Source organism: Kitasatospora sp. NPDC034533 (genome assembly GCF_055575155.1).
The window spans coordinates 21,742-41,667 of sequence record NZ_JBVITE010000009.1 but is presented as its reverse complement, the minus strand read 5'-3'; the positions used below and the strand labels follow the sequence as shown (position 1 = coordinate 41,667).

The window sequence follows — 19,926 nt, the reverse complement described above, 5'->3', positions numbered from 1 at the left end:
TGGCATGAGGTCACCCGCACGCCGGTCAAACCGGCAGGTGGGGGATCGTCAGGAGGCCCGCTTCATCCCCACCACTGCTCCGGCGCCGCCTCCGGCTCGGCCGACCCGGGGACCGTCACCGGCTCGGCGGAACGCACCAGCAGATCCCCCCGCTCCGTCCCGGCGACCAGGTACCCGCACTCGCGCAGCACGACCGCGGCCGCGCCGCTCAGCGCCGCGAGCGCCTCCCGGGACGGCGACCCGCCCGGCTCCGCGCCCGGCGTCCAACCGACCACCACGCCCTCGGGGTGACGGTCGATCCACAGCGGTGAGGAGCCCGGCCCGGTGTCGAACCCGGCGCGGGCCAGGGCCTCGGTGACGTCGTCGAAGAGTTCACGCTGATCCACCATTGGCGCAGCGTAGGCCCCGGACGGCTCGGCCCCCGGACGCGGCGCGCGACGACACGCTCCAGCGGCACTCGACCGCAGCATCGGCCCCCGTTGGGCCGACCGGGGGCCAGCCGATCGGGCGTCAGAGCCCCCGTCCGGCCCGACACGCGCGGCCGGACGGGCCGATGGACGTGCACAGTCGGCCCCCTGCCGACAGCATGACAGAGTAAGCGCTCCATCACCCTGAGCAACGGGTCTCGCGGAACACCTGGTCCGCGCGCCGGTCCGGCCGGCGGGCCCGTATCGAGAGGTCCCATGATCACAACACTTCGCCGGCCGGCGTTCCCGCCGGCGGGCCTCCAGCCCGGCACGCCCAGGACGCCGGGGAGCCCGTCGTGAGAGCCGACCAGCAGTCGCAGCCGGGACCGGTGACCACCACGCGCGCCGAGCCCGCCAACAAGGCCGAGGCCCTGGCCGACTGGACCGACGGCCGGCTCGGCATCTACTCCCTGGCCAAGTCCAACCTGCGCAAGATCTTTCCCGACCACTGGTCCTTCATGCTGGGCGAGATCGCGCTCTACACCTTCGTCATCATCATCCTGACGGGCGTCTGGCTCACCATGTTCTTCAACCCGAGCATGGGCGAGGTCGTCTACGACGGGTCGTACGTCCCGCTCAGGGGCATCGCGATGTCCGAGGCCTACAACTCGACGGTCAAGATCAGCTTCGACGTGCGCGGCGGCCTGCTGATGCGCCAGATCCACCACTGGGCGGCCGTCGTCTTCATCGCCTCGATGCTGACGCACATGCTGCGGGTCTTCTTCACCGGCGCGTTCCGCAAGCCGCGCGAGATCAACTGGGTCTTCGGCGCGCTGCTGCTGATCCTCGGCATGTTCGACGGCTTCATGGGCTACTCGCTGCCCGACGACCTGCTCTCCGGCACCGGCATCCGGTTCATGGAGGGCGCGATCCTGTCCATCCCGATCGTCGGGACGTACCTCCAGTTCTTCATGTTCGGCGGCGAGTTCCCGGGCACCGACATCATCCCCCGGCTGTTCACCGTCCACATCCTGCTGATCCCGGGCATCATGCTCGGCCTGCTGGTCGCGCACCTGATCCTGGTCTTCTACCACAAGCACACCCAGTTCGCCGGGCCCGGCCGGACCAACACCAACGTGGTCGGCATGCCGCTGATGCCGGTCTACATGGCCAAGGCGGGCGGCTTCTTCTTCCTGGTCTTCGGCGTGGTCGCGGTGATGTCGGCGATCGCGACGATCAACCCGATCTGGCTGTACGGGCCGTACCGTCCGGACCAGGTGACCACCGACGCCCAGCCGGACTGGTACATGGGCTTCTCGGAAGGCCTGATCCGCGTGATGCCCGGCTGGGAGATCAGCGTCTGGGGCGGCCACACCCTCAACCTCGGGGTGTTCATCCCGCTGATGGTCTTCCCGACCCTGCTGCTGGCCATCTGGTGCTACCCGTTCCTGGAGGGCTGGATCACCGGAGACCGGGGCGAGCACCACATCGCCGACCGGCCGCGCAACGCGCCGGTCCGCACCGGCTTCGGCGTGGCCTGGATGAGCCTCTACCTGCTGCTGCTGGCCGGCGGCGGCAACGACCTGCTGGCCACCCACTTCCACCTCTCGATCAACGCCATCACCTACGCGGTACGGATCGGGTTCTTCACCGTGCCGGTGGTCGCCTTCGTGGTCGCCAAGCGGTGGGCCATGGGCCTCCAGCGGCGGGACCGGGAGAAGGTGCTGCACGGCCGGGAGACCGGCGTCATCAACCGGCTCCAGCACGGCGAGTTCGTCGAGGTGCACGCCCCGCTGCCGCAGGGCCGGCTCTACACCCTCACCTCGCACGACCAGCCGCAGCCCTCCGAACTGCCGCCCGAGGTGGACGAGAACGGGGTGGCCCGCAAGGCCGGGCTGTGGACCCGCGCGCGGGTGAAGCTCTCCCGCGGCTTCTACGGCGAGGGCAGCCAGATCGCCAAGCCCACCGCCGAGGAGCACGAGGAGATCAGCAGCGGCCACGGCCACCACTGATCCCCGCGCCGACGGCGCAAAGGGCCCGCTGTGCCGGAGACGGCGCAGCGGGCCCTCGTCGTGTTCCCTCGGCGAAGGCTTCAGCCGTTCAGCACGGCCGGCAGGACGGCGAACAGCGCCGCCGACAGGGTGACGGCGAGGCAGAGCACCGCCCAGCGGGCACAGATCCGGCGGCACTCCAGGCGGTAGCGGGCGGCCAGTCGGCGGCACCGCTCGACCGCGCGGTCGACCACCTCCTCCGCGTACCGCAACCGGTCGGCGGCGTAGGCCTGTTCGAGGACCTCCCGCTCCGCCGCCGGGAGCCACGCGAACTGCCCGGCGAACGCGCGGGCGTCCCGTTCGGCCGCCGCGACCTCCGCCTCCCAGGCCAGGAACCCCTCGATGCGGGCGAACTCCGTCCGGGGGTTCACCCGGGCGCCGCCACCCGCGGGCCTGCCCTGGCGGGGGCTCCGCGCTCTCGGCGGACGCTGTCTGCCACCCATGACCGCTCCTCACGTCCTGTCGAGCCGTTTCGCCGGAAACCTGCGGGATCCGGTCCTCCAGGGGGACCACTCCGCGACCAGGCAACTACTACCAGCGACGAACCGCAGGTGGCGGGCGGCTCGCCACGACCCGGGCAGCGGGCAAAAACTTGCGTACCGCGCACTATTGCGTGGCACGCATGTTCTGCGGGAGAGTGGACGGCATGACGGAGGGTCGACCCGGGCTCCGGGAACGGAAGAAGGCCGCGACGCGCGAGGCGCTCAGCTGGGCGGCACTGCGCCTGGCGGTGGAACGGGGACTGGAGAACGTCCGGGTCGAGGACATCGCGGCCGCGGCCGGGGTCTCCCCCCGCACGTACAACAACTACTTCTCCAGCAAGGCCGAGGCGATCGTCCACCGGCACCGCGAACGCATCCTGCGGTCCGCCGAGGCGCTGCGGAAGCGGCCGGCCGGGGAGCCGCTCTGGGAGGCGCTCACCCGGGCCCTGCTCGCACCGTACGAGGGCATGCCCGAGCAGCCGGACCCGCAGTGGACCGCCGGCATCCGGCTGGTGCTGCGCGAGCCGGCGCTCCAGGCCGAGCTGATGCGCGACGGGGCGCGGACCGCCGCCGGGCTCGCGGCCGCGGTGGCCGCCCGGACCGGCACCGACCCGGACCGGGACCTCTACCCGAAGCTGGTCACCGCCGCCGCGCTCGCCGCGGTCAAGGCCGCCAACGACCAGTACCTGACCGCCGACCCGCCGGTGCCGTTCCCGTCGCTGCTCGCCGAGGCGCTGCGACAGCTGGCGGCCGGGCTGCCCGATCCGTCACGGCAGTGATCGCACCTCGTGCAAGGGGGATTCGAGATGATCAACGACGTCGTCATCGTGGGCGCCGGACCGGTCGGGCTGTTCCTGGCCGGCGAACTGGCACTGGCCGGAGTGCGGCCGGTGGTGCTGGACCGGCTGCCCGCGCGCTCGGGCGAGCAGAAGGCCAACGGGCTGGTCGGGCAGGTGCTCCGGCTGCTCGACCACCGCGGTCTGCACCAGCCGATCAGCGGTGTCCCGGGCGCGCCGCGGCCCGTGCCGCGCTTCGTGTTCGGTGCCTTCCCGCTGGACCTGGAGCGGCTCGACCGGAACCCGCTGCACGCGGTGCCCGTGCCCCAGCACCGGATCGAGGAGGTGCTGGAGGAACGCCTCCGCGACCTGGGCGTCACCGTGCGCCGCGGCCACGAGGTCACCGGCCTGTGCCAGGACCCGGCCGGGGTGACCGTCGACGTCCACGGCCCCGACGGCGCCGGGCGGTTGCGCGCCCGCTACCTGGTCGGCGCGGACGGCGGCCGCAGCGCCGTCCGCAAGCTCGCCGGAATCGGCTTCCCCGGCGTCAGCTCGCCCGACCCGGTCTCCCGCATCGCGCACGTGCTCCCGCCCGAGGGGATGCGCCTCACGGGCGATGGCGGGGTCCTGCTGCCGGGCTGCCCGACGCCGTTCCGCGTCTACACCCACACCCGCACCGACCACGGCGTGTTCGTCATCGCGCCGTTCGATCCGGACGCCGTCATGATCGCCACCATGGAGTGGGGCGGCCCCCCGGTGGACCAGCGGGCCCCGCTCGCCCTGGACGAGCTGCGCGCCAGCATCCGCCGGGTGACCGGCGCCGATCTGGCACTCGCCCCGGCCCGTACCACCGGGCGGTTCAGCCCGCGCCGCACCGTCGGCCACCACACCCGGCTCGCCGAGCGCTACCGCGACGGCCGGGTGCTGCTGGTCGGCGACGCCGCCCACGTGCACGCCGCGACCGGTGGCCCCGGCCTCAACCTCGGCCTCCAGGACGCCGCCAACCTCGGCTGGAAGCTCGCCGCCGAACTGCGCGGCTGGGCCCCGCCCGGACTGCTGGACAGCTACCACCGGGAGCGCCACCCGGTCGGCGAGCGGGTCTTCATGCACTCCCAGGCCCAGACGGCGCTGATGTCCCCCGGCCCCGGGACGACCGCGGTGCGCGCCCTGTTCGGCGAACTGCTGGAGCACCCGGACAACCTCGGCCGGATCGCGGCGCTGATGGCGGGCAGTGACGTCCGCTACCAGGTCGACTGCCCGCACCCGCTGGCCGGGCTCTTCGTTCCCGAACTCACCGCGACCACCGCTGACGGCTCCGTCCGGATCGCCGAACTCGCCCGCACCGGACGCCCGTTGCTGATCGACCTCACGGGCGGGCACCCCGGGCTCGCGGGCCCGGCGGCGGCCTGGAAGGACCGGGTGGACCTCGTGACGGCCCACTGTGCGCGGCCACCGGCCGGCGCCCTGCTGCTGCGCCCGGACGGCTACGTGGCCTGGGCCGCCGAGCCCGGCCGGGCCGACCCCGACGGGCTGGTCCGGGCGCTGCGCGGCTGGTTCGGCGAAGCCCGCGCTTGAGTGCGCCGCGCGCCGCCCCGGCCAGCTCCGCGCACGGGGCGGCCGGAGAGCCGCCGCGGCGGTGGGGGACAATGGACGGCATGTCCCGACGTCGTACCGCGCCCCGCACCTCCGCGCCCCGGCTGCTGCCCTCCTCGCCCTGCCCGTGCGGCCTGGCCGCCCCCTACGGCGACTGCTGCGGGCGGATGCACCGGGGCCAGACGGCGGCCACCACCGCCGAGTCCCTGATGCGGTCCCGGTTCAGCGCCTTCGCCGCGCAGGACGAGGCCTACCTGCTGCGCACCTGGCACCCCGACACCCGGCCGGCCGAGGTCGACTTCGACCCGGGGCTGCGCTGGACCGCCCTGGAGGTGGTCGCCACCACCGAGGGCGGCGCGTTCCACGCGGAGGGCACGGTCGCCTTCCGGGCGCACTGGACCGAGGGCGGCGAGGAGGGCGTGCTCACCGAGAACAGCCGCTTCGTGCGCCACGAGGGCGCCTGGGTGTACCTCGACGCGCTCTCGCTCGGCTGAGCCCCGGAGGCTTCCAGGTGTCCTCGCACCGCCGCGGCCCCGGATCGTCCTGATCCGGGGCCGCGGCGGTCGGTCCCGTCCGCTACAGGTAGTCGTCCAGCCGGGCCAGGGCGAAGCCCTGCGCGGTGACGTCGTTGACGACCTTGCGCAGCAGGTCCGGCATGGTGGCGTTCCAGATGCCGGTGCCCCGGAAGTGGGTCAGGATGATGTCCCCCGGGTGCAGCTTCTGGTCGTCGTAGCGCCACTCCATGTGGTCCGGGAACGCCTCCTCGTTCCACAGCGGCACCGCCTCCACCCCGCAGGAGGCCGCCGCGCGCAGCGTGTCGTCGTTGTACTCGCCGTAGGGCGGCCGGAACAGCCGGGGGCGGACGCCGATCTGCTGCTCCAGCTGGTCCTGCTGGTTGCAGATCTCCTCGCGCTGGGTGTCGTAGTCCAGGATCTTCAGGTTGCGGTGGTTGATCGTGTGGTTGTTGATCTCCACACCCTGCGCGTGCAGGTCGCGGAAGTAGCCGTAGTTCTCGCGGGCCAGGTAGTCGGAGACGTAGGTGCTGAGCGGGATGCCCAGTTCCTCGGCCATCCGGGAGAACTCGGGGTCCTTCTCGTCGCCGTCGTCGACGGTCAGGAAGACCACCTTGTCGTCGGTCGGCACCCGGTAGACGACGGGCGGTCGGGCGTCCGCCAGCTTGACGCCCTGCCCCTGGGTGAGCGCGACCCTGGTGGCCGGACGCGGCGGGGCCTTGAACGGCACCTGGTCCAGGCCCCACCGCTGGGCCGTCTCCAGCGCGGTTCGGGCGGCCGCCTCCTGGCGGGCCATCGTGTCGCCGCCGCTCTCCTCCTCCGTGTGGGCCGCTCCGGGGAGCTGCGGCGGGGCGGCGAGCGCCGCGTTCGCGTCGACCGGGGCTGCCTTCGGCTCGGCGGGAGCGGACGGACCGGCGCAGCCGGCGAGGACGGCGGAGAGGCAGACGGTGGCCAGCAGGCCGGTCCGGCGCTTCTGATTCCCGCTCAGATCCCCACCAATACGACAAACTGATGGTCTGTTCATAGGTGCACTGCTCCCCCGTCGTGCACCACCGCCAATCCCCTCGTCACCCGCCCGGGGCAACGACCCACCGAAGGCCTTGCCGTTCCTTTGCCCGGGCGGCCGATCGCGGCCGCCGCGAAATCCGATTGCGCCGACGGCCCGCGAACCGGATCATGCGCGCATGACGAACACCGCGCCCCGCAGATCCGGCCTCTGGACCGTCACCACCGCCGACGTGACCACCCCCGAGGCCCTCGGACTGCTGCGCGAGTACTACTACGACGTGGCCAACCGCTACTACCGGCTGCACCTCGGCCGGGAGGGCACCCCCGAGGAGCTGGAATCCGGCCTGGCCGACTCCCCCAGCGACGACCTCGTCGCCCCCGACGGCCTCTTCCTGATCGGCCGCCACGACGGTGTGGCCCACTCCTGTGCCGGGCTGCGCCGGCTCGACGCCGGCACCGCCGAGCTGACCCGCGTCTTCGTCCGCCCCGCTCTGCGCGGCACCGGCGGCGGCGGAGCACTGCTGGCCGCCGTCGACCGGGCCGCCCGGTCCCTCGGCGCCGGCCGGATCGTCCTCGACACCCGCCTCGACCTGGTCGAGGCCCGCGCGCTGTACCTGCGGCACGGGTACCGAGAGACACCCGCCTACAACAGCCGCCCGTACGCCGAGGTCTGGTACGGGAAGGACCTCACGGCCGTCGGGTGATCAGGTGGTCGAGCGGCTCCAGGGGGTCTCGGCGCCCGGGGAGGGCTCCCGCTCCGGTACCCGGCCGTCCACCGTCGTGCCCGCCAGCGCGGCCGTGAGTTCGGCCGCCGAGGGCGGGTTGGCGCCCGGGCGGGCGACGGTCAGCGCGGCCGCCGTCACCGCGCGGGTGAGGCAGCCGGGGAGCTCGGCCCCGGTCGCGCGGGCGTCGAGGAAGGCGGCCATGAAGGAGTCCCCGGCGCCGACGGTGTCCGCCACCCGCACCGGGACCGCCGCGGCCTCGGCGTGCCCGCCTCCGGCGGTGCGGGCGAAGGCGCCCTCGGCACCGAGGGTGACCGCGACCACCGAGGGGCCGAGGGCCAGCCAGCGCTCGGCGACCGCCTCGGGCCGCTCCCCCGGATAGAGCCAGGCCAGGTCCTCGTCGCTGGCCTTGACCAGGTCGCTCAGCGCCACGCAGCGCTCGACCCGGCGGACGGCCTCGGCCCGCTCGCCCATCAGCGCGGGCCGCACGTTCGGGTCGTAGCTGATCCCCGCCCGCCCGCGCCAGCGCTCCACCAGCGCCAGGACCGATCCCGCGCCCGGCTCGGTGACCGCGGCGATCGAGCCGAGGTGGATCGCCGCCGGCGGCTCGGGGAGCTCGGTCAGCCCGGTCGGCGGGAGCGTCCAGCCGATGTCGAAGGCGTAGTGGGCCTGCCCCCGCCCGTCCAGTTCCACCACGGCCGAGGGCGTCCGGGCGACCTCGGCGGCCCGCACCCGCACGCCCGCCGACTCCAGGTGCCGCCGGATCAGCCGGCCGTTGGCGTCCGGGCCGAGCTCGGTGAGCAGCGTGGCCGGCCGGCCCAGCCTGGCCAGGCCGTAGGCGACGTTCGCGGGGCTGCCGCCGGGGTGCACCCGGTCCGGGGCGCCGTCCGTCCGGACGATGTCGGCGACGCACTCGCCGATCACCAGGACGGGGGAGGCTGGGCTGGTCACGGCGGCTCCTGGCATCCGGTTCGCGGGCGGCGTCTCGGCCGCCAGCCTACGGGGTGCGCGCGCCGGGGGGCGGTGCCGGGGCATGAAGTACGGCCGCCGGACCTGGCCAGGATTTCCGACGGCCGTGGCTCGTCCGTCAGGGGACGAAGCACTCCTGACGCTAGTCCGCGCCCGGGGGCCCCGCCATCACCGTGAGCCGTCCGGGGGACGACGGTGTGTCGCCGGATCGCGCGGGTCGCGTTCGCCACCGCCCGCTCACCGAACGGACCGATACCGGCCCGGCGGTCCACTAGCATCGGCGCGGTCCCCCCCCTGGCCGGGCGGCTTCCGCGCCGGTGCCGCTATCGGCATCGGCTTCCGCTCCGGCCCCCGCTCGTGAAGTGCGGTGATCGCCCTTGTCCAGGCCCCGTGCCGGTCTCCTCCTGTCGCTCGCGCTCAGTGCGGCGCTGGTGTCCGCGAGCGTGCCGCCGGCCGGCGCCGCCGACGGACCGGGCGATCCGGTCTTCCCCTCGCTCGGGAACCCCGGCTACCGGGCGCTCGGGTACGACCTGGCCTTCGGCTACCGCGCCGACAGCCGGACGGTGGACGGCACGGCCTCGGTCACCGTGCGGACCGACCGTGCGCTGGCCCGGCTGGAGCTGGACGCGCTCGGGCTCGCCGTGCGCGCCGTGCGGGTCGACGGACGGCCGGCCGGCTTCGCGACCCACGACGAGAAGCTGACGGTCACCCCGGCCAGGCCGTTCCTCCCGGGCGACGTCAGCCGGCTGACCGTCGAGTACACCGTCGATCCGCGCGCCGAGCTGCCCCACACCGCCTGGGTGCCCACCCCGGACGGCTTCGCGGTGGCCGGCCAGCCGGACGGCGCGCACACCGTCTTCCCGTGCGACGACCACCCGGGCGACAAGGCCCGCTTCACCATCGCGGTGACCGCCCCGGACGGTCTCCTGGGTGTCGCCAACGGGGAGCCGGCGGCGACCGAGCGGCTCGGTGACGGCCGCACCACCCGCCGGTACGTCTCCCGCGAGCCGATGGCCACCGAGCTGGTCCAGGTCTCGGTCGGCGCCTACACCGTGCGCAGGCGCACCGGCCCGCACGGGCTGCCGCTGCGGGACGTGGTGCCGACCGCCCGCGCCGCCGAGCTGGAGCCCGCGCTCGCCCTCACCCCCGGTCAACTCGCCTGGGCCGAGGCGCGCCTGGGGCCGTTCCCGTTCGAGACGTACGGGATCCTGCCGGCCGACACGGACGATCCGGCCGCCTTCGCCTTCACCGGGCTGGAGACCCAGACGCTCACCCTCTACAAGCCGGCCTTCCTGCTCCGGCCGGAGGCGGCGATCGCCCCGCACATGGTGCACGAGCTGGTCCACTCCTGGTTCGGCGACAGCGTCTCCCCGGCCAGGTGGTCCGATGTCTGGCTCAACGAGGCCCACGCCGACTTCTACGGCCTGGAGTACCGCTACGAGCGCGGCTGGCCGGACCCCGAGGGCCACACCTCGCTGGTCGACCAGATGCGCGCGCTCTACCTCCTGGGCGACCGGTGGCGGCACGACGCCGGGCCGGTCGCCTCCCCCACCGCGGCCAACCTCTTCCACGACCAGCGCTACACGGGCGGCGCGCTGGTGCTGTTCGCCCTGCGGGAGAAGGTCGGGGCGGACACCTTCGACCGGATCGAGCGCGCCTTCCTCCGCGAGCACCGGCACGGGAACGCGACCACCGAGGACTACGTGCGGACGGCCTCGCGGGTGTCCGGGCAGGACCTGGAGGGCTTCCTCGACGACTGGCTGTACGGGACGCGGACGCCGCCGATGCCGGGGCACCCGGACTGGGTGGTGGGGCCGGTGGACGGGGCGGCGGCGGTGGGCGCGACGGGGGCGGTGGTGGCGGCCGGGGGGCCGTCGGCCTCGGAGGGCGCGACCGGGGGCGGGACCGGAGGTGCGGCCACGGTGGCGGGCGGGTCCCCGGGGTCCCGGGGCGCCGGGACGCCCTGACGGCGCGGTTGGGGCTGCTGGTGCACGCCCGGCGCGCCGCCGTGCGCCCGATCGGCCCGCGCACGCCCTGACCGGCCGGGGCGCGTGGGGCCATGGTGGTCCCCACGGCCCGCCCGCCGCCCGGCATGGTCCCGGTCGGCTCGCGGGCCGTCCAACGTTCCCGCGCCGGAGCCGTCGTGAACCGGCGCCGGCTGCTCCCGGGGGCGTTGTCAGTGCCGGGTGCTAGCGTCCCCAGCACGATCGGACGAATGAACGGGGGTCTCCTGATGGGTGTCGAACTGCGGCTCAGCGGTGGGCTCATAACCGGCGGCCGGCCGCTCCGGTGACGGGTCCGGCGTCGGTGGTGGCGGTGGGGGATCGGCGCGGCCGGCCGTAACCCCTCCGGCGCGGCCTCGTTGGACCGGCCATGAAGAAGCGCAGCATGCTTGCCGTCGCCTCGCTCGCCGTCGGCGTCGTGGCCTCCCTCACCGCGCCGAGTGCGCACGCCAGTGCCGTGGGCGGGCAGGAGGGTCTGCCCGGGCCGCTGAGCAGCGCTCCGGACGTGGTGCCCGGGCAGGTCGGTGACGCGGGTGGTGTCGTCGGGCAGGCCACGGGCTACGTGACCGGATCGGCCGACGGTCTGGTGGCGGTCACTCCGGCGTAGTCCCCGCTGACGGCTCAGGGCATCGGGGCGCCGAGGTCCTGGGTCCAGTAGGGGGTGCCGGCCGAGCTGGTGGCGAAGCCGACGCCGATGTCCTTGAATCCGCAGTCGAGCATGTTGGACTGGTGGATTCCGCCGTCCATCCAGCGGGCGAAGACGGCGGCCGGGGTGGTCGGACCCCGGTCGAGGTTCTCACCCCACTGAGACCAGCGGTAGCCGACGGCGGTGATCCGGGCATCGGTGCGGACGCCGTCCGGGTTGACGTGGTCGAAGAAGCCGCGGGTGGCCATGTCGTCCGCGTGCTTCTGGGCCGAGGCGTGCAGCCTGGGCTCGACCCGCAGCGGGGCGCAGCCGGCCTTGGCGCGTTCGGCGTTGACCAGGTCCACCAGCTGGCGCTCCGGGTTGGGCAGCGTTGTCGCAGCGGCGGTACGGGTCATGGTCGGCGTCGGTGCGGGCGTCGGGAACACGGTCGCTGACTGGGGCGGCGTCAGGGTCGGCGTCACCTTGGGCGTGGGCGGGACGGCGGCGGGTGCGGCGGCAACGGTCGGGGTGCCCTGGGCGGCTATCGGGGCGGCGGGCTCCGGTGCCGTCGCCCGCTGGGGTTCGCCGCTCTGCGGCCAGACCAGGGCGAGGGTGGTCACGGCGACTGCCGCTCCCGCTCCGCTCACCAGCACCGCCTTGCGGGCGGCGGTGCCCGCCCAGCCTCCGTGCCCTCCCCCGCCCGTGCCCGGGTGCGCGCCGGTTCCGGTGTGGGCTCCGGCGCCCGGGCCGCCGGTGGCGCCTCCGTGGGCGGAGCCCGCTCCGGTGGCGGCCGTCGAGGAGGCGGCGGTGGCCGCGGTGTGCTGGAAGTGCAGCAGCACGGGCGAGTCGAGTGGGATCGGCACCAGGGCGAGGCCGGCCAGCAGGCCCTCGGCCGGGAAGAGGTCACGGCCGAGGCTGCCGCAGCCCGTACAGTCCCGGGTGTGGCGGGCGATGCGCTTGCGCCAGACCGAGTTCGGGGTGCCGTCGAATCCCGTGGTGAGCTCGACCAGCCCGGGGCAGCGGGGGTAGGCGCAGAGCGCGCGGACCACGACGCGGCCCGCTTCGAGCTGCTTCTTCATCCGCTGCACCCGCACCGCGGTGTGCTGCGGGCTCAGGCCGAGGGCCTCGGCGAGTTCGGCGCGGGTGAGTTCGCCGACGGCCTCCAGCCACCAGAGGGAGAGCAGCTCGCGGTCGTCGGGGTCCAGCCAGCGGGTGGCCTCGGCCACCTCGCGGCGCTGGCCGGACAGGCCGAGGCGCAGGATGGTGAGGTCGGTGAAGTCGGCCCGCGGGTCGGCGACCTCCCAGGTCTCGTCCAGACCGCCGACGGTCGGTTGCTGCCGGCCGGCCGTGTGACGGCGGCGCACCTGGTTCATGGTGATGGCGACCAGCCAGGACCGGAAGGACTCCGGGTCACGGAGCCCTTCCAGGCCGTCCAGGGCCCGGATCATGGTCTCCTGGGCGACGTCGTCCACGTCGGCGTGACCGCCGAGGGCGCGGCCGGCCACGTTGTAGACGAGCGGCAGCCAGGCGGCGACCAGCGCCTCCCGTGCCTGCCGGTCGCCTGCCTGCGCCGCGAGTACCAGGGCGGTCCCGGTCCTCTTCTGCACCTCAGCGTTCATGGTCCGCACTCCGTGTTGCCGTGTTTCGTCCGCCGCTGCCTCCTCGGAGACCTGTGGGGAGTGATCAGATAACAACAATGTGCACGGAATCGGAAAATCGGACCGGATTGGTCGGTCCGGTCCGCCGTCGGACGGACCGCCACCGGACCGGACCGCCGTAGGACCGGACCGCCGTAGGACCGGACCGGAGCCGGTCACTCGGGAGCGGCGAACACCTGGGTCCACCACGGACCGTTGGCGCCCGTGCGCACGCCCACGCCGAGCTGGTCGAACGAGCAGTTCAGGATGTTGGCCCGGTGGCCGGGGCTGTTCATCCAGGAGTCCATCACTGCGGCCGGGTCCTTCTGGCCTCGGGCGATGTTCTCTCCCCAGGTGCTCCAGCTGTAGCCGGCCGCCTCGATCCGGTGGTCGGCGTGCTCGCCCTCGGGGCTGGCGTGGTCGAAGTAGTTGCGGTCGGCCATGTCGTCGCTGTGGGACTGGGCCGCGCTCGCCAGCCGGGAGTCGGCGCTGACCGGTCCACAGCCGGCCTTGGCCCGCTGGATGTTGACCAGGTCCACGACCTGCTGGGCATACCCCGCCGCCGCTCCTCCACCCACCGGCGGGGCACCGCCGGGGCGCCTGGCCGCCACGGCGGCGGGGGCGGGAGCGGCGGAGTTGGGGCGGTTGGAGGCCGGAGCCGCCTTGGCCGCGGGCGCCGGGGCAGCGGGGGCGGTGGCCGGACCGGCCTCGGATGCCGTCGGGGAGGCCGGGGCGGTGGTGGCCGGAGCGGCCGCCGAGGCGCTCGGGGCGGCGGACGTCGGGCTCACCGGCAGCGGCAGGTCCGGGTTCGTACCCCCGGTGCCGGGGACCTGGATGCCCCCGCGTGTGCCCAGCTCCGCGGAGATCAGCGCGTCGGCGGACAGCGGCTGGGCGGCCACGTCGCGGTCGGCCTGCTTGCCGCCGTACGCCGCGTAGCCCGCGCCGGCCAGCGCGGCGAACAGCCCGGTGCCGGCCACCGCGGCGGCGACCGCGGCGACCGGCACGATCCCGCCGCGCCGCCGCGCCCGCCTGCCGTGGCCGGCGTGCCTCTCGGCGGCCCGCCGCGCCGCCCGACCGCCGGGGCGGCCACGGGTACCACTCCCGTGGCCGCCACCGGCGTCGCCTCCGCTCGCCGGGAGGATGGTCGTCCTGTCGTCGCTGTTCACGTGGCCACGCTTTCTGTTCCGGGTCGACTGGTCGGGTGTCGACACTTGGGAGACCTCCCGGCGGGGCGTCGATAACAGAAACTCCGAACGAGTGTCCGGCGGTCGCGTCGCGGGCTCAGCCGGCCGGGGCCTCCGGAGCCATGTCGTAGGTGATGAACCTGACCTGGGTGGCGACCTGGTCATACTTTCCGCGGGCCCGGTAATTGTCCTCGGAGGTGATCCAGCGCACGGTGTTCCACCCGCGTTCGGCCGCGATTTCCCGCAGGCGGCCCAACAGCACGTCCACCGCCCCGCCGCCCCGGACCTCCGGCATCACGAACAGGTCGTCCAGGAAGCAGCCGACCGCCCCGTGCAGCGGCCGCGAGAACGGCCGGTAGTGGGCGAGCCCGACCGGCCGGCCTTCCTCGTCCCGAACCAGCAGCGCCGACACCTCGTGCTCCGGGTCGGTGATCCAGGACCACACCAGCTTGGCCTTCTCGTCCGTACTCGGCACCCGGTAGAACTCGCAGTACCCCCGGTAGAGTTCACGCCACGCGGCGTAGTCACCGGACTCGGGCGCACCGACCTGCCAGGCGTTCTTGGTGGTCTCGCTCATCTCGGGCTCCATCACTCGGCGATCATTGCGGGCCCCAAGCATGACGCCCCGTCGGGCCACCACCGACCACCACAGCGGCCAACACCACCCACTACGCACACCACTCCGTCGCCTTGCCACCACCACCTGAACGGGCCAATCGGGCGGGGCAGTGATGAACGGCCCCGGTCTGGGTTGGGCCCTTCGGGGGCTGCGGGCGTGTCGGTGGGTGCGGCGGCCGCGTGTCCGGGTTTCGGGGAGGGGCGGCTGGCGAGGGGCGGTACGCGGCGAGCCGGGTGGGGACGTGATCGCCGTGAGGGTGGTGTTGCGGGCCCGGGGTCGGTGGTCCAGGTGTGGTGGACGGCCCAGGACAAGCGGGGGTCCATGCGGGTTGTCGGCATGCGGATGGGCGTTGGGCGGCCAGGGGGATGGCCGGGCCTGGGCTGATCGGACGGCGGTCGCGCGCCGGGCTGGGTGGTGAGTGATCGCCGTCAGGGGGCGGGGTTGTGGCCTGGTGGTGTCCGGGGGCGTCGGTCGCACCGGTGGGGGCTGCGCGTGGTGGGTGAGGGGTGGGGTGGCCGCGCTCGGGCTTTGGAAGCGGTGGCCGACCCTGGGCTGGCGAGTGGCCGGGCCTGGGCCGGTCGGGTGGAATGAGGTGATCACCGTCAGGGACCCGGCAACGGCCAGTGCGAGTGGTCCAGGAGTGGTGGGCGGCCGAGGTCAGGATGGGGATCTGGGCGGATTGTCGGCCCGAGGGGGCTGCGGACGCGTAGGCGGGGGACAGCCGCGCGCCAGGGTTTCGGGGGCGAGGGGCTGGATTTGGGCTGGGGCGATGCGCGGTGGGTCGGGTGGGGGGTGAGGTGACCGCCGTCGGGGGCTTGGGTCCCGCGTGGTGGGTGAAGGTGGCCGCGGTTGGGATGCGGGGACGAGTGGCCGGGCCTGGGCCGGTCGGGTGAGGGTGGGGCGATCGCCGTCGGGCCGGGACGAGTGGTCCAGGGGTGCGGGGGCAGGGGGTGGGGCGGATGCTGGGGAGGGTTGGAGGTGGTGGCGTGGCGGGGTTGGAGCGGTTGGCGGTGGTGTCGCGGGAGGTGGCGGCCGAGGCGGGGCGGCGGGTGAAGACGGCGTTGCTGGCCGGGTGTCTGCGGGAGCTGGGGCCGGTGGAGGGGGCGGCGGCGGTGGCGTTGCTGTCCGGGGAGTCACAGCGGCTGCGGACGGGGATCGGGCCGGCGGCGTTGCGGGGGCTGCCGGAGCCGGCGGCGGAGGCTTCGCTCGGGGTGCGGGAGGTGGAGCAGACCCTGGAGCGGATCGCCGGGGTGCACGGACCGGGGGCCCAGTCGGAGCGGCGGCGGCTGTTGCACGAGGTGTTCGCGCGGGCGACCGGGGTCGAGCAGGCGTTCCTGCGGGCGGTTCTGGTCGGGGACCTGCGGCAGGGGGCGCTGGACGCGGTAGTCGGGGACGCCGTGGCGCAGGCCGCCGGGGTGTCGCCGGCCTCGGTGCGGCGGGCGTTGATGTTCCGGGGATCGGCCCGGGCGGTGGCGCAGGCGGCGCTGAGCGGCGGGGAACCGGCGCTCGCGGAGTTCCGGCTGGAGGTGGGCCGGGCGGTGCGGCCGATGCTGGCCGCCTCCGCCCCTGACGTGACCACGGCGCTGGAGCGCACCGGTCCGGCCGCGCTGGAGTGGAAGCTGGACGGCATCCGGATGCAGGTGCACCGGGAGGGCGGGGAGGTCGCGGTGTTCACCCGGAGCCTGGACGACATCACCGCGCGCGTCCCCGAGGTGGTCGAGGCCGCACTGGCGCTGCCGCTGCGCTCGGCCGTGCTGGACGGCGAGGCGGTCGCGCTCGGTCCGGACGGTCGGCCGCGCCCGTTCCAGGAGACCGCCGCACGCACCGCCTCCCGGCGGGACCCCGCCCGGCTGCGCGCCGAAGTCCCGCTCGACGTCTACTTCTTCGACCTGCTGCACCGGGACGGCGAGGACCTGGTCGACCGTCCCGGCCGGGAGCGCTGGGCCGCACTGGCCGAGGCCGCGCCGCGGGACCTGCGGGTCGACCGGGTCGAGACCGGGGACCGCGAACGGGCGCTGGCCTTCTTCCGCGAGACGCTGGCGCTCGGCCACGAGGGCGTGCTGGTGAAGGACCCGGCGGTCCCGTACGCGGCCGGGCGGCGGGGCGCGGGCTGGATCAAGGTGAAGCCCCGGCACACCCTGGACCTGGTGGTGCTGGCCGCCGAGTGGGGCAGCGGGCGGCGGGACGGCTTCCTCAGCAACCTGCACCTGGGCGCCCGGGCGGCGGGCGAGCCGGGGCTGGGCCCGTGGGTGATGCTCGGCAAGACCTTCAAGGGCCTGACCGACGAGACGCTCGCCTGGCAGACCACCGAGTTGCTGGCCCGGGAGACCGGGCGGGACGCCTGGACGGTGCGGGTCCGGCCGGAACTGGTCGTCGAGATCGCGTTCGACGGGGTGCAGCGCAGCCCCCGCTACCCCGCCGGTCTGGCCCTGCGGTTCGCCCGGGTGGTGCGTTACCGGACGGACAAGTCCGCCGCCGAGGCCGACACCGTCGCGACGGTGCGGGAGATCGCCGCCGCTGAGGGTTTGTGAGCCCGGCGGTGGCGGGCGGCGCGATCCACCGCGCGCCACCCGACCGCCGGGGCGGCGCCCGTCCAAACCTGCCGGGCCGCCCGGCGGCTCCGACGGGCACCGAATCGGCCATTCTCGACGATCCGTCCACGGCACCATCCGTGGACGGAGCAACGGCGGCTAGGTTGGCCATGACAACGAGAGTCGGCCGCCGGACAGCCGGCGGCACACTGGCGAGAGGTGCCCGACCATGCGGGTGAGTGTCGACCGGGACCGCTGTTGCAGCTCCGGGATGTGCGTGACCAACGTTCCCGAGGTGTTCGACCAGGACGACCACGACAGCCTGGTGAGGCTCCGTCAGACCACCTTCCGCCCGGACCAGTTCGACGATCTCAGGCTGGCCGCGCAGCTCTGCCCGGGCGGCGCGATCACCGTGGTCGAGGACGAGCCGGCCGAGGTCGAGGGCTGACCGGCCGCCCCCTGCTCAGCCACCTGCCCGAACGCCCGACCGGCCAGTTGCCCGACCGCCGAGTTGCCGACCGCCGAGTTGCGCGACTGCCGCAGCGCCCAACTGCCCGACGACGAACGCCCGGAGGCCGGTCGGCGCCGATCCGGCCCGGCCGCTCCCCCGGACGCTGCGCGACAACTGACGCGCCGTCACCCCACCCCACCGGAGCAGCTCCGCGAAGCAAGGAGACCCCCGCCTTGACGAGCACGCCCACCGCCCACGCCGTCCCGCTCCCCGCCCGGCACTCCGCCGAGTGCCCGTTCGGACCGCCGCCCGCCTACACCGAGGCCGCCGCCACCGCCCCGCTGACCCGCGCCGACGTCCCCGGCGGCGAGCCCTGCTGGCTGGCCACCGGCTACGCCGAGGTCCGCACCGTCCTGTCCGACCGCCGGTTCAGCGCGGACCCCCGCCACCCGACCTTCCCGGTGCTGATCGCCGGAAGCCGGGAGCGGATCGCCGAGAACCCCACCTTCCTGCGGCTCGACGACCCCGAGCACGCCCGGCTGCGCCGGATGGTCACCGGGGACTTCCTGGTCAAGCGGGTCGAGGCGATGCGCCCCGACATCCAGCGGATCGTGGACGAGGCGCTGGACGCGATGACCGGCGGCCGCACCGAGGCCGATCTGGTCGCCGACTTCGCGCTGCCCGTCCCCTCCCTGGTGATCTGCCTGCTGCTCGGCGTCCCGTACGGGGACCGCCGGTTCTTCCAGCGCATCAGCCGGACGCTGCTCGACAGCACCAACACGCTGGAGACGCTCCTCGACGCCCAGGAGGAGCTGCTGGCGTACCTGCGGGCGCTGGCGGACCGCAAGCGGCAGCAGCCGGAGGACGACATCCTCAGCCGGCTCGCCGCCCGGGACGACCTGACCCCGCGCGAGGTCGCCGCCACCGGCCTGCTGCTGCTGATCGCCGGGCACGAGACGACCGCGAACATGATCGCGCTCTCCACCGCCCTGCTGCTCGACCGGCCCGACCAGATCGCCAGGCTGGCCGACCCGGCCGCGGTGCCCGGCGCGGTGGAGGAGCTGCTGCGCCTGCTGACCATCGTGCACACCGGGGTGCCCCGGGTGGCGTTGGAGGACGTGGAGCTGGGCGGCACGACGGTCAGGGCCGGGGAGGGCGTGATCGCGATGCTCTCCACCGCCAACCGGGACGAGGAGGTGTTCGGCGGCACCGACCGGTCGCCGGTCGACGAGCTGGACCTGGACCGGGACGCCCGGCGGCACATGGCCTTCGGCTTCGGCGTGCACCAGTGCCTGGGCCAGCCGCTGGCCCGCGCCGAGCTCCAGATCGCGCTGGCCACCCTGTTCCGGCGGCTGCCCGGACTGCGGCTGACCGTCCCCCGCGACGAACTCGCCTTCCGTACCGACTCGTTCATCTACGGCATGCGGTCGCTGCCGGTGACCTGGTGATGACCGTGTGAATCGGCGGGACCTCTCCGGGACGCTCCCCGGGTCACCCGGCTGGCCCCGGCGCCGGGGCGGAGGCAGGCTTGAAGGGCGAAAGACAGCACCGACCCTGCCGCGCCTCCGGCCCGGGCGCATCCGGGCCGGCCGAGGAGACGGAGCCCGCGATGACCGACATGAGCGACCGGTCCAAGGTGAGCACCGAGGAGGACGCGGACGTCCGCGCCGCGGACCCCGAGGAGGGCATCACCTCGATGCAGAACCTGCACGCGCAGGACACCTCCCAGGCGGAGGGCGACACCATGCTGGACGAGCCAGGCCAGACCGGCTGACCGTCCGCGGAACCGACTCGACCGCCCGGTGGGACCGGGCGGTCGCCGTGACCGCAGGTGTCGCTGCTCCGGCGGCGGGCCACCCGCGGGGGAGGATAGGCGCATGACCGAACACGACCAAGGAAACCGCCAGGCCCCGGCGCCCGCGGACCCGCGCACGTCGTGGGCGACCTGGACCACCCAATCGATCATCAGCGGCCCCGGTGGGGTGCGCACCGCCGAGGTCGGCCCGATCTCCGGCGACCTCACCGTGCACACCACCTGGGTGGACGGCGAGGTGGAGCTGACCGTCCAGTACACCGGCGCGCTGGACTGGTACACCGTCTCCGGCAGCCCGCTGCCGGCGGACGACGAGACCACCGCGCGGGCGATCCACCAGGCGATGGTGAACGGCGTCAAGGCCGGCGGGGGCACGGGTGCCCCGGCGCCCCCGAAGCTTTAGGAACCTCGCCGAAGCTCTGGGAACCTCGCCGGAGTCTCCAGGAACGGCGGGGGGGGGGGCGGGAGGTGGTGGGGGGGGGGGCGGGGGGGCGGACTTTTTTGGTCGTGATCGTAGCCTTTCGCGGGGAGGTTTTGCGGCAG

Annotated in this window: 19 protein-coding genes; 12 read left to right on the top strand and 7 right to left on the bottom strand. The window is 74.4% G+C overall.

Annotated elements, in window-relative coordinates:
• Nucleotides 1-62 precede the first annotated feature (62 nt).
• A complete protein-coding gene (locus tag ACZ55U_RS09065) occupies nt 63-389 on the bottom strand; it encodes a hypothetical protein (protein WP_465524025.1) in 327 nt (108 codons plus the stop codon).
• Nucleotides 390-796: 407 nt separating this feature from the next.
• Between ACZ55U_RS09065 and qcrB the strand changes: the two genes are divergently transcribed.
• Nucleotides 797-2,419: a cytochrome bc1 complex cytochrome b subunit gene (qcrB, locus tag ACZ55U_RS09060; RefSeq protein WP_465524309.1), complete on the top strand. Its 1,623-nt coding sequence runs from the start codon at nt 797-799 to the stop codon at nt 2,417-2,419.
• Between the two features lie 80 nt (nt 2,420-2,499).
• Here the strand turns inward: qcrB and ACZ55U_RS09055 are convergent, their stop codons facing one another.
• Nucleotides 2,500-2,829: a cytochrome C oxidase subunit I gene (locus ACZ55U_RS09055; protein WP_465524023.1), complete on the bottom strand. Its 330-nt coding sequence runs from the start codon at nt 2,827-2,829 to the stop codon at nt 2,500-2,502.
• 275 nt (nt 2,830-3,104) lie between these two features.
• On the opposite strand from ACZ55U_RS09055, the gene ACZ55U_RS09050 reads away from it, so the two are divergent.
• The 3 genes from ACZ55U_RS09050 to ACZ55U_RS09040 all read left to right on the top strand — a co-directional run bounded on the left by ACZ55U_RS09050 (nt 3,105) and on the right by ACZ55U_RS09040 (nt 5,803).
• Nucleotides 3,105-3,719, top strand: a complete 615-nt coding sequence (locus ACZ55U_RS09050; protein ID WP_465524021.1) for a TetR/AcrR family transcriptional regulator — start codon at nt 3,105-3,107, stop codon at nt 3,717-3,719.
• A gap of 27 nt (nt 3,720-3,746) precedes the next feature.
• On the top strand, nt 3,747-5,291 hold the full coding sequence (locus ACZ55U_RS09045; RefSeq protein WP_465524019.1) for an FAD-dependent monooxygenase: 1,545 nt from the start codon (nt 3,747-3,749) through the stop codon (nt 5,289-5,291).
• Nucleotides 5,292-5,371: 80 nt separating this feature from the next.
• Complete coding sequence (locus ACZ55U_RS09040) at nt 5,372-5,803, top strand: YchJ family protein (RefSeq protein ID WP_465524017.1); 432 nt, start codon at nt 5,372-5,374, stop codon at nt 5,801-5,803.
• A gap of 82 nt (nt 5,804-5,885) precedes the next feature.
• On the opposite strand, the gene ACZ55U_RS09035 is transcribed toward ACZ55U_RS09040, so the two are convergent.
• Complete coding sequence (locus ACZ55U_RS09035) at nt 5,886-6,845, bottom strand: polysaccharide deacetylase family protein (RefSeq protein ID WP_465524015.1); 960 nt, start codon at nt 6,843-6,845, stop codon at nt 5,886-5,888.
• Nucleotides 6,846-7,005: 160 nt separating this feature from the next.
• Between ACZ55U_RS09035 and ACZ55U_RS09030 the strand changes: the two genes are divergently transcribed.
• Nucleotides 7,006-7,533, top strand: coding sequence for a GNAT family N-acetyltransferase (locus ACZ55U_RS09030; RefSeq protein ID WP_465524013.1), 528 nt, complete (start codon nt 7,006-7,008; stop codon nt 7,531-7,533).
• On the opposite strand, the gene ACZ55U_RS09025 is transcribed toward ACZ55U_RS09030, so the two are convergent.
• Nucleotides 7,534-8,502, bottom strand: a complete 969-nt coding sequence (locus ACZ55U_RS09025) for a carbohydrate kinase family protein (protein WP_465524011.1) — start codon at nt 8,500-8,502, stop codon at nt 7,534-7,536.
• A 395-nt stretch (nt 8,503-8,897) separates the two neighbouring features.
• Here ACZ55U_RS09025 and ACZ55U_RS09020 point away from each other — a divergent pair, with 395 nt between their 5' ends.
• Both ACZ55U_RS09020 and ACZ55U_RS09015 read left to right on the top strand, forming a co-directional pair.
• A complete protein-coding gene (locus ACZ55U_RS09020; protein WP_465524009.1) occupies nt 8,898-10,487 on the top strand; it encodes a M1 family metallopeptidase in 1,590 nt (529 codons plus the stop codon).
• 406 nt (nt 10,488-10,893) lie between these two features.
• Nucleotides 10,894-11,130, top strand: a complete 237-nt coding sequence (locus tag ACZ55U_RS09015) for a hypothetical protein (RefSeq protein WP_465524007.1) — start codon at nt 10,894-10,896, stop codon at nt 11,128-11,130.
• 14 nt (nt 11,131-11,144) lie between these two features.
• On the opposite strand, the gene ACZ55U_RS09010 is transcribed toward ACZ55U_RS09015, so the two are convergent.
• The 3 genes from ACZ55U_RS09010 to ACZ55U_RS09000 form a co-directional block, all read right to left on the bottom strand.
• The gene (locus tag ACZ55U_RS09010) at nt 11,145-12,767 is read right to left on the bottom strand and encodes a sigma-70 family RNA polymerase sigma factor (protein WP_465524005.1); all 1,623 of its coding nucleotides are present in this window, start codon (nt 12,765-12,767) and stop codon (nt 11,145-11,147) included.
• Between the two features lie 194 nt (nt 12,768-12,961).
• The gene (locus tag ACZ55U_RS09005) at nt 12,962-13,789 is read right to left on the bottom strand and encodes a CAP domain-containing protein (protein WP_465524003.1); all 828 of its coding nucleotides are present in this window, start codon (nt 13,787-13,789) and stop codon (nt 12,962-12,964) included.
• Between the two features lie 277 nt (nt 13,790-14,066).
• Entirely contained in the window at nt 14,067-14,546 is a 480-nt protein-coding gene (locus tag ACZ55U_RS09000) for a GNAT family N-acetyltransferase (RefSeq protein ID WP_465524001.1), read from the bottom strand.
• Nucleotides 14,547-15,574: 1,028 nt separating this feature from the next.
• On the opposite strand from ACZ55U_RS09000, the gene ACZ55U_RS08995 reads away from it, so the two are divergent.
• From ACZ55U_RS08995 to ACZ55U_RS08975, 5 genes are all read left to right on the top strand, one after another.
• A complete protein-coding gene (locus ACZ55U_RS08995) occupies nt 15,575-17,119 on the top strand; it encodes an ATP-dependent DNA ligase (protein WP_465523999.1) in 1,545 nt (514 codons plus the stop codon).
• A gap of 229 nt (nt 17,120-17,348) precedes the next feature.
• Nucleotides 17,349-17,567, top strand: coding sequence for a ferredoxin (locus tag ACZ55U_RS08990; protein WP_465523997.1), 219 nt, complete (start codon nt 17,349-17,351; stop codon nt 17,565-17,567).
• Nucleotides 17,568-17,803: 236 nt separating this feature from the next.
• The gene (locus ACZ55U_RS08985) at nt 17,804-19,018 is read left to right on the top strand and encodes a cytochrome P450 (protein WP_465523995.1); all 1,215 of its coding nucleotides are present in this window, start codon (nt 17,804-17,806) and stop codon (nt 19,016-19,018) included.
• A gap of 161 nt (nt 19,019-19,179) precedes the next feature.
• Nucleotides 19,180-19,344, top strand: coding sequence for a hypothetical protein (locus ACZ55U_RS08980; RefSeq protein ID WP_465523993.1), 165 nt, complete (start codon nt 19,180-19,182; stop codon nt 19,342-19,344).
• 103 nt (nt 19,345-19,447) lie between these two features.
• Nucleotides 19,448-19,786, top strand: a complete 339-nt coding sequence (locus tag ACZ55U_RS08975) for a hypothetical protein (RefSeq protein ID WP_465523991.1) — start codon at nt 19,448-19,450, stop codon at nt 19,784-19,786.
• Nucleotides 19,787-19,926 lie beyond the last annotated feature (140 nt).

What these genes read in the sequence shown, in the direction of transcription:
- ACZ55U_RS09065 (WP_465524025.1), bottom strand. Translation starts at nt 389, where the DNA reads ATGGTGGATCAGCGTGAACTCTTCGACGACGTCACCGAGGCCCTGGCC.
- ACZ55U_RS09050 (WP_465524021.1), top strand. Translation starts at nt 3,105, where the DNA reads ATGACGGAGGGTCGACCCGGGCTCCGGGAACGGAAGAAGGCCGCGACG.
- ACZ55U_RS09045 (WP_465524019.1), top strand. Translation starts at nt 3,747, where the DNA reads ATGATCAACGACGTCGTCATCGTGGGCGCCGGACCGGTCGGGCTGTTC.
- ACZ55U_RS09040 (WP_465524017.1), top strand. Translation starts at nt 5,372, where the DNA reads ATGTCCCGACGTCGTACCGCGCCCCGCACCTCCGCGCCCCGGCTGCTG.
- ACZ55U_RS09035 (WP_465524015.1), bottom strand. Translation starts at nt 6,845, where the DNA reads ATGAACAGACCATCAGTTTGTCGTATTGGTGGGGATCTGAGCGGGAAT.
- ACZ55U_RS09030 (WP_465524013.1), top strand. Translation starts at nt 7,006, where the DNA reads ATGACGAACACCGCGCCCCGCAGATCCGGCCTCTGGACCGTCACCACC.
- ACZ55U_RS09015 (WP_465524007.1), top strand. Translation starts at nt 10,894, where the DNA reads ATGAAGAAGCGCAGCATGCTTGCCGTCGCCTCGCTCGCCGTCGGCGTC.
- ACZ55U_RS09010 (WP_465524005.1), bottom strand. Translation starts at nt 12,767, where the DNA reads ATGAACGCTGAGGTGCAGAAGAGGACCGGGACCGCCCTGGTACTCGCG.
- ACZ55U_RS09000 (WP_465524001.1), bottom strand. Translation starts at nt 14,546, where the DNA reads ATGAGCGAGACCACCAAGAACGCCTGGCAGGTCGGTGCGCCCGAGTCC.
- ACZ55U_RS08990 (WP_465523997.1), top strand. Translation starts at nt 17,349, where the DNA reads ATGCGGGTGAGTGTCGACCGGGACCGCTGTTGCAGCTCCGGGATGTGC.
- ACZ55U_RS08980 (WP_465523993.1), top strand. Translation starts at nt 19,180, where the DNA reads ATGACCGACATGAGCGACCGGTCCAAGGTGAGCACCGAGGAGGACGCG.
- ACZ55U_RS08975 (WP_465523991.1), top strand. Translation starts at nt 19,448, where the DNA reads ATGACCGAACACGACCAAGGAAACCGCCAGGCCCCGGCGCCCGCGGAC.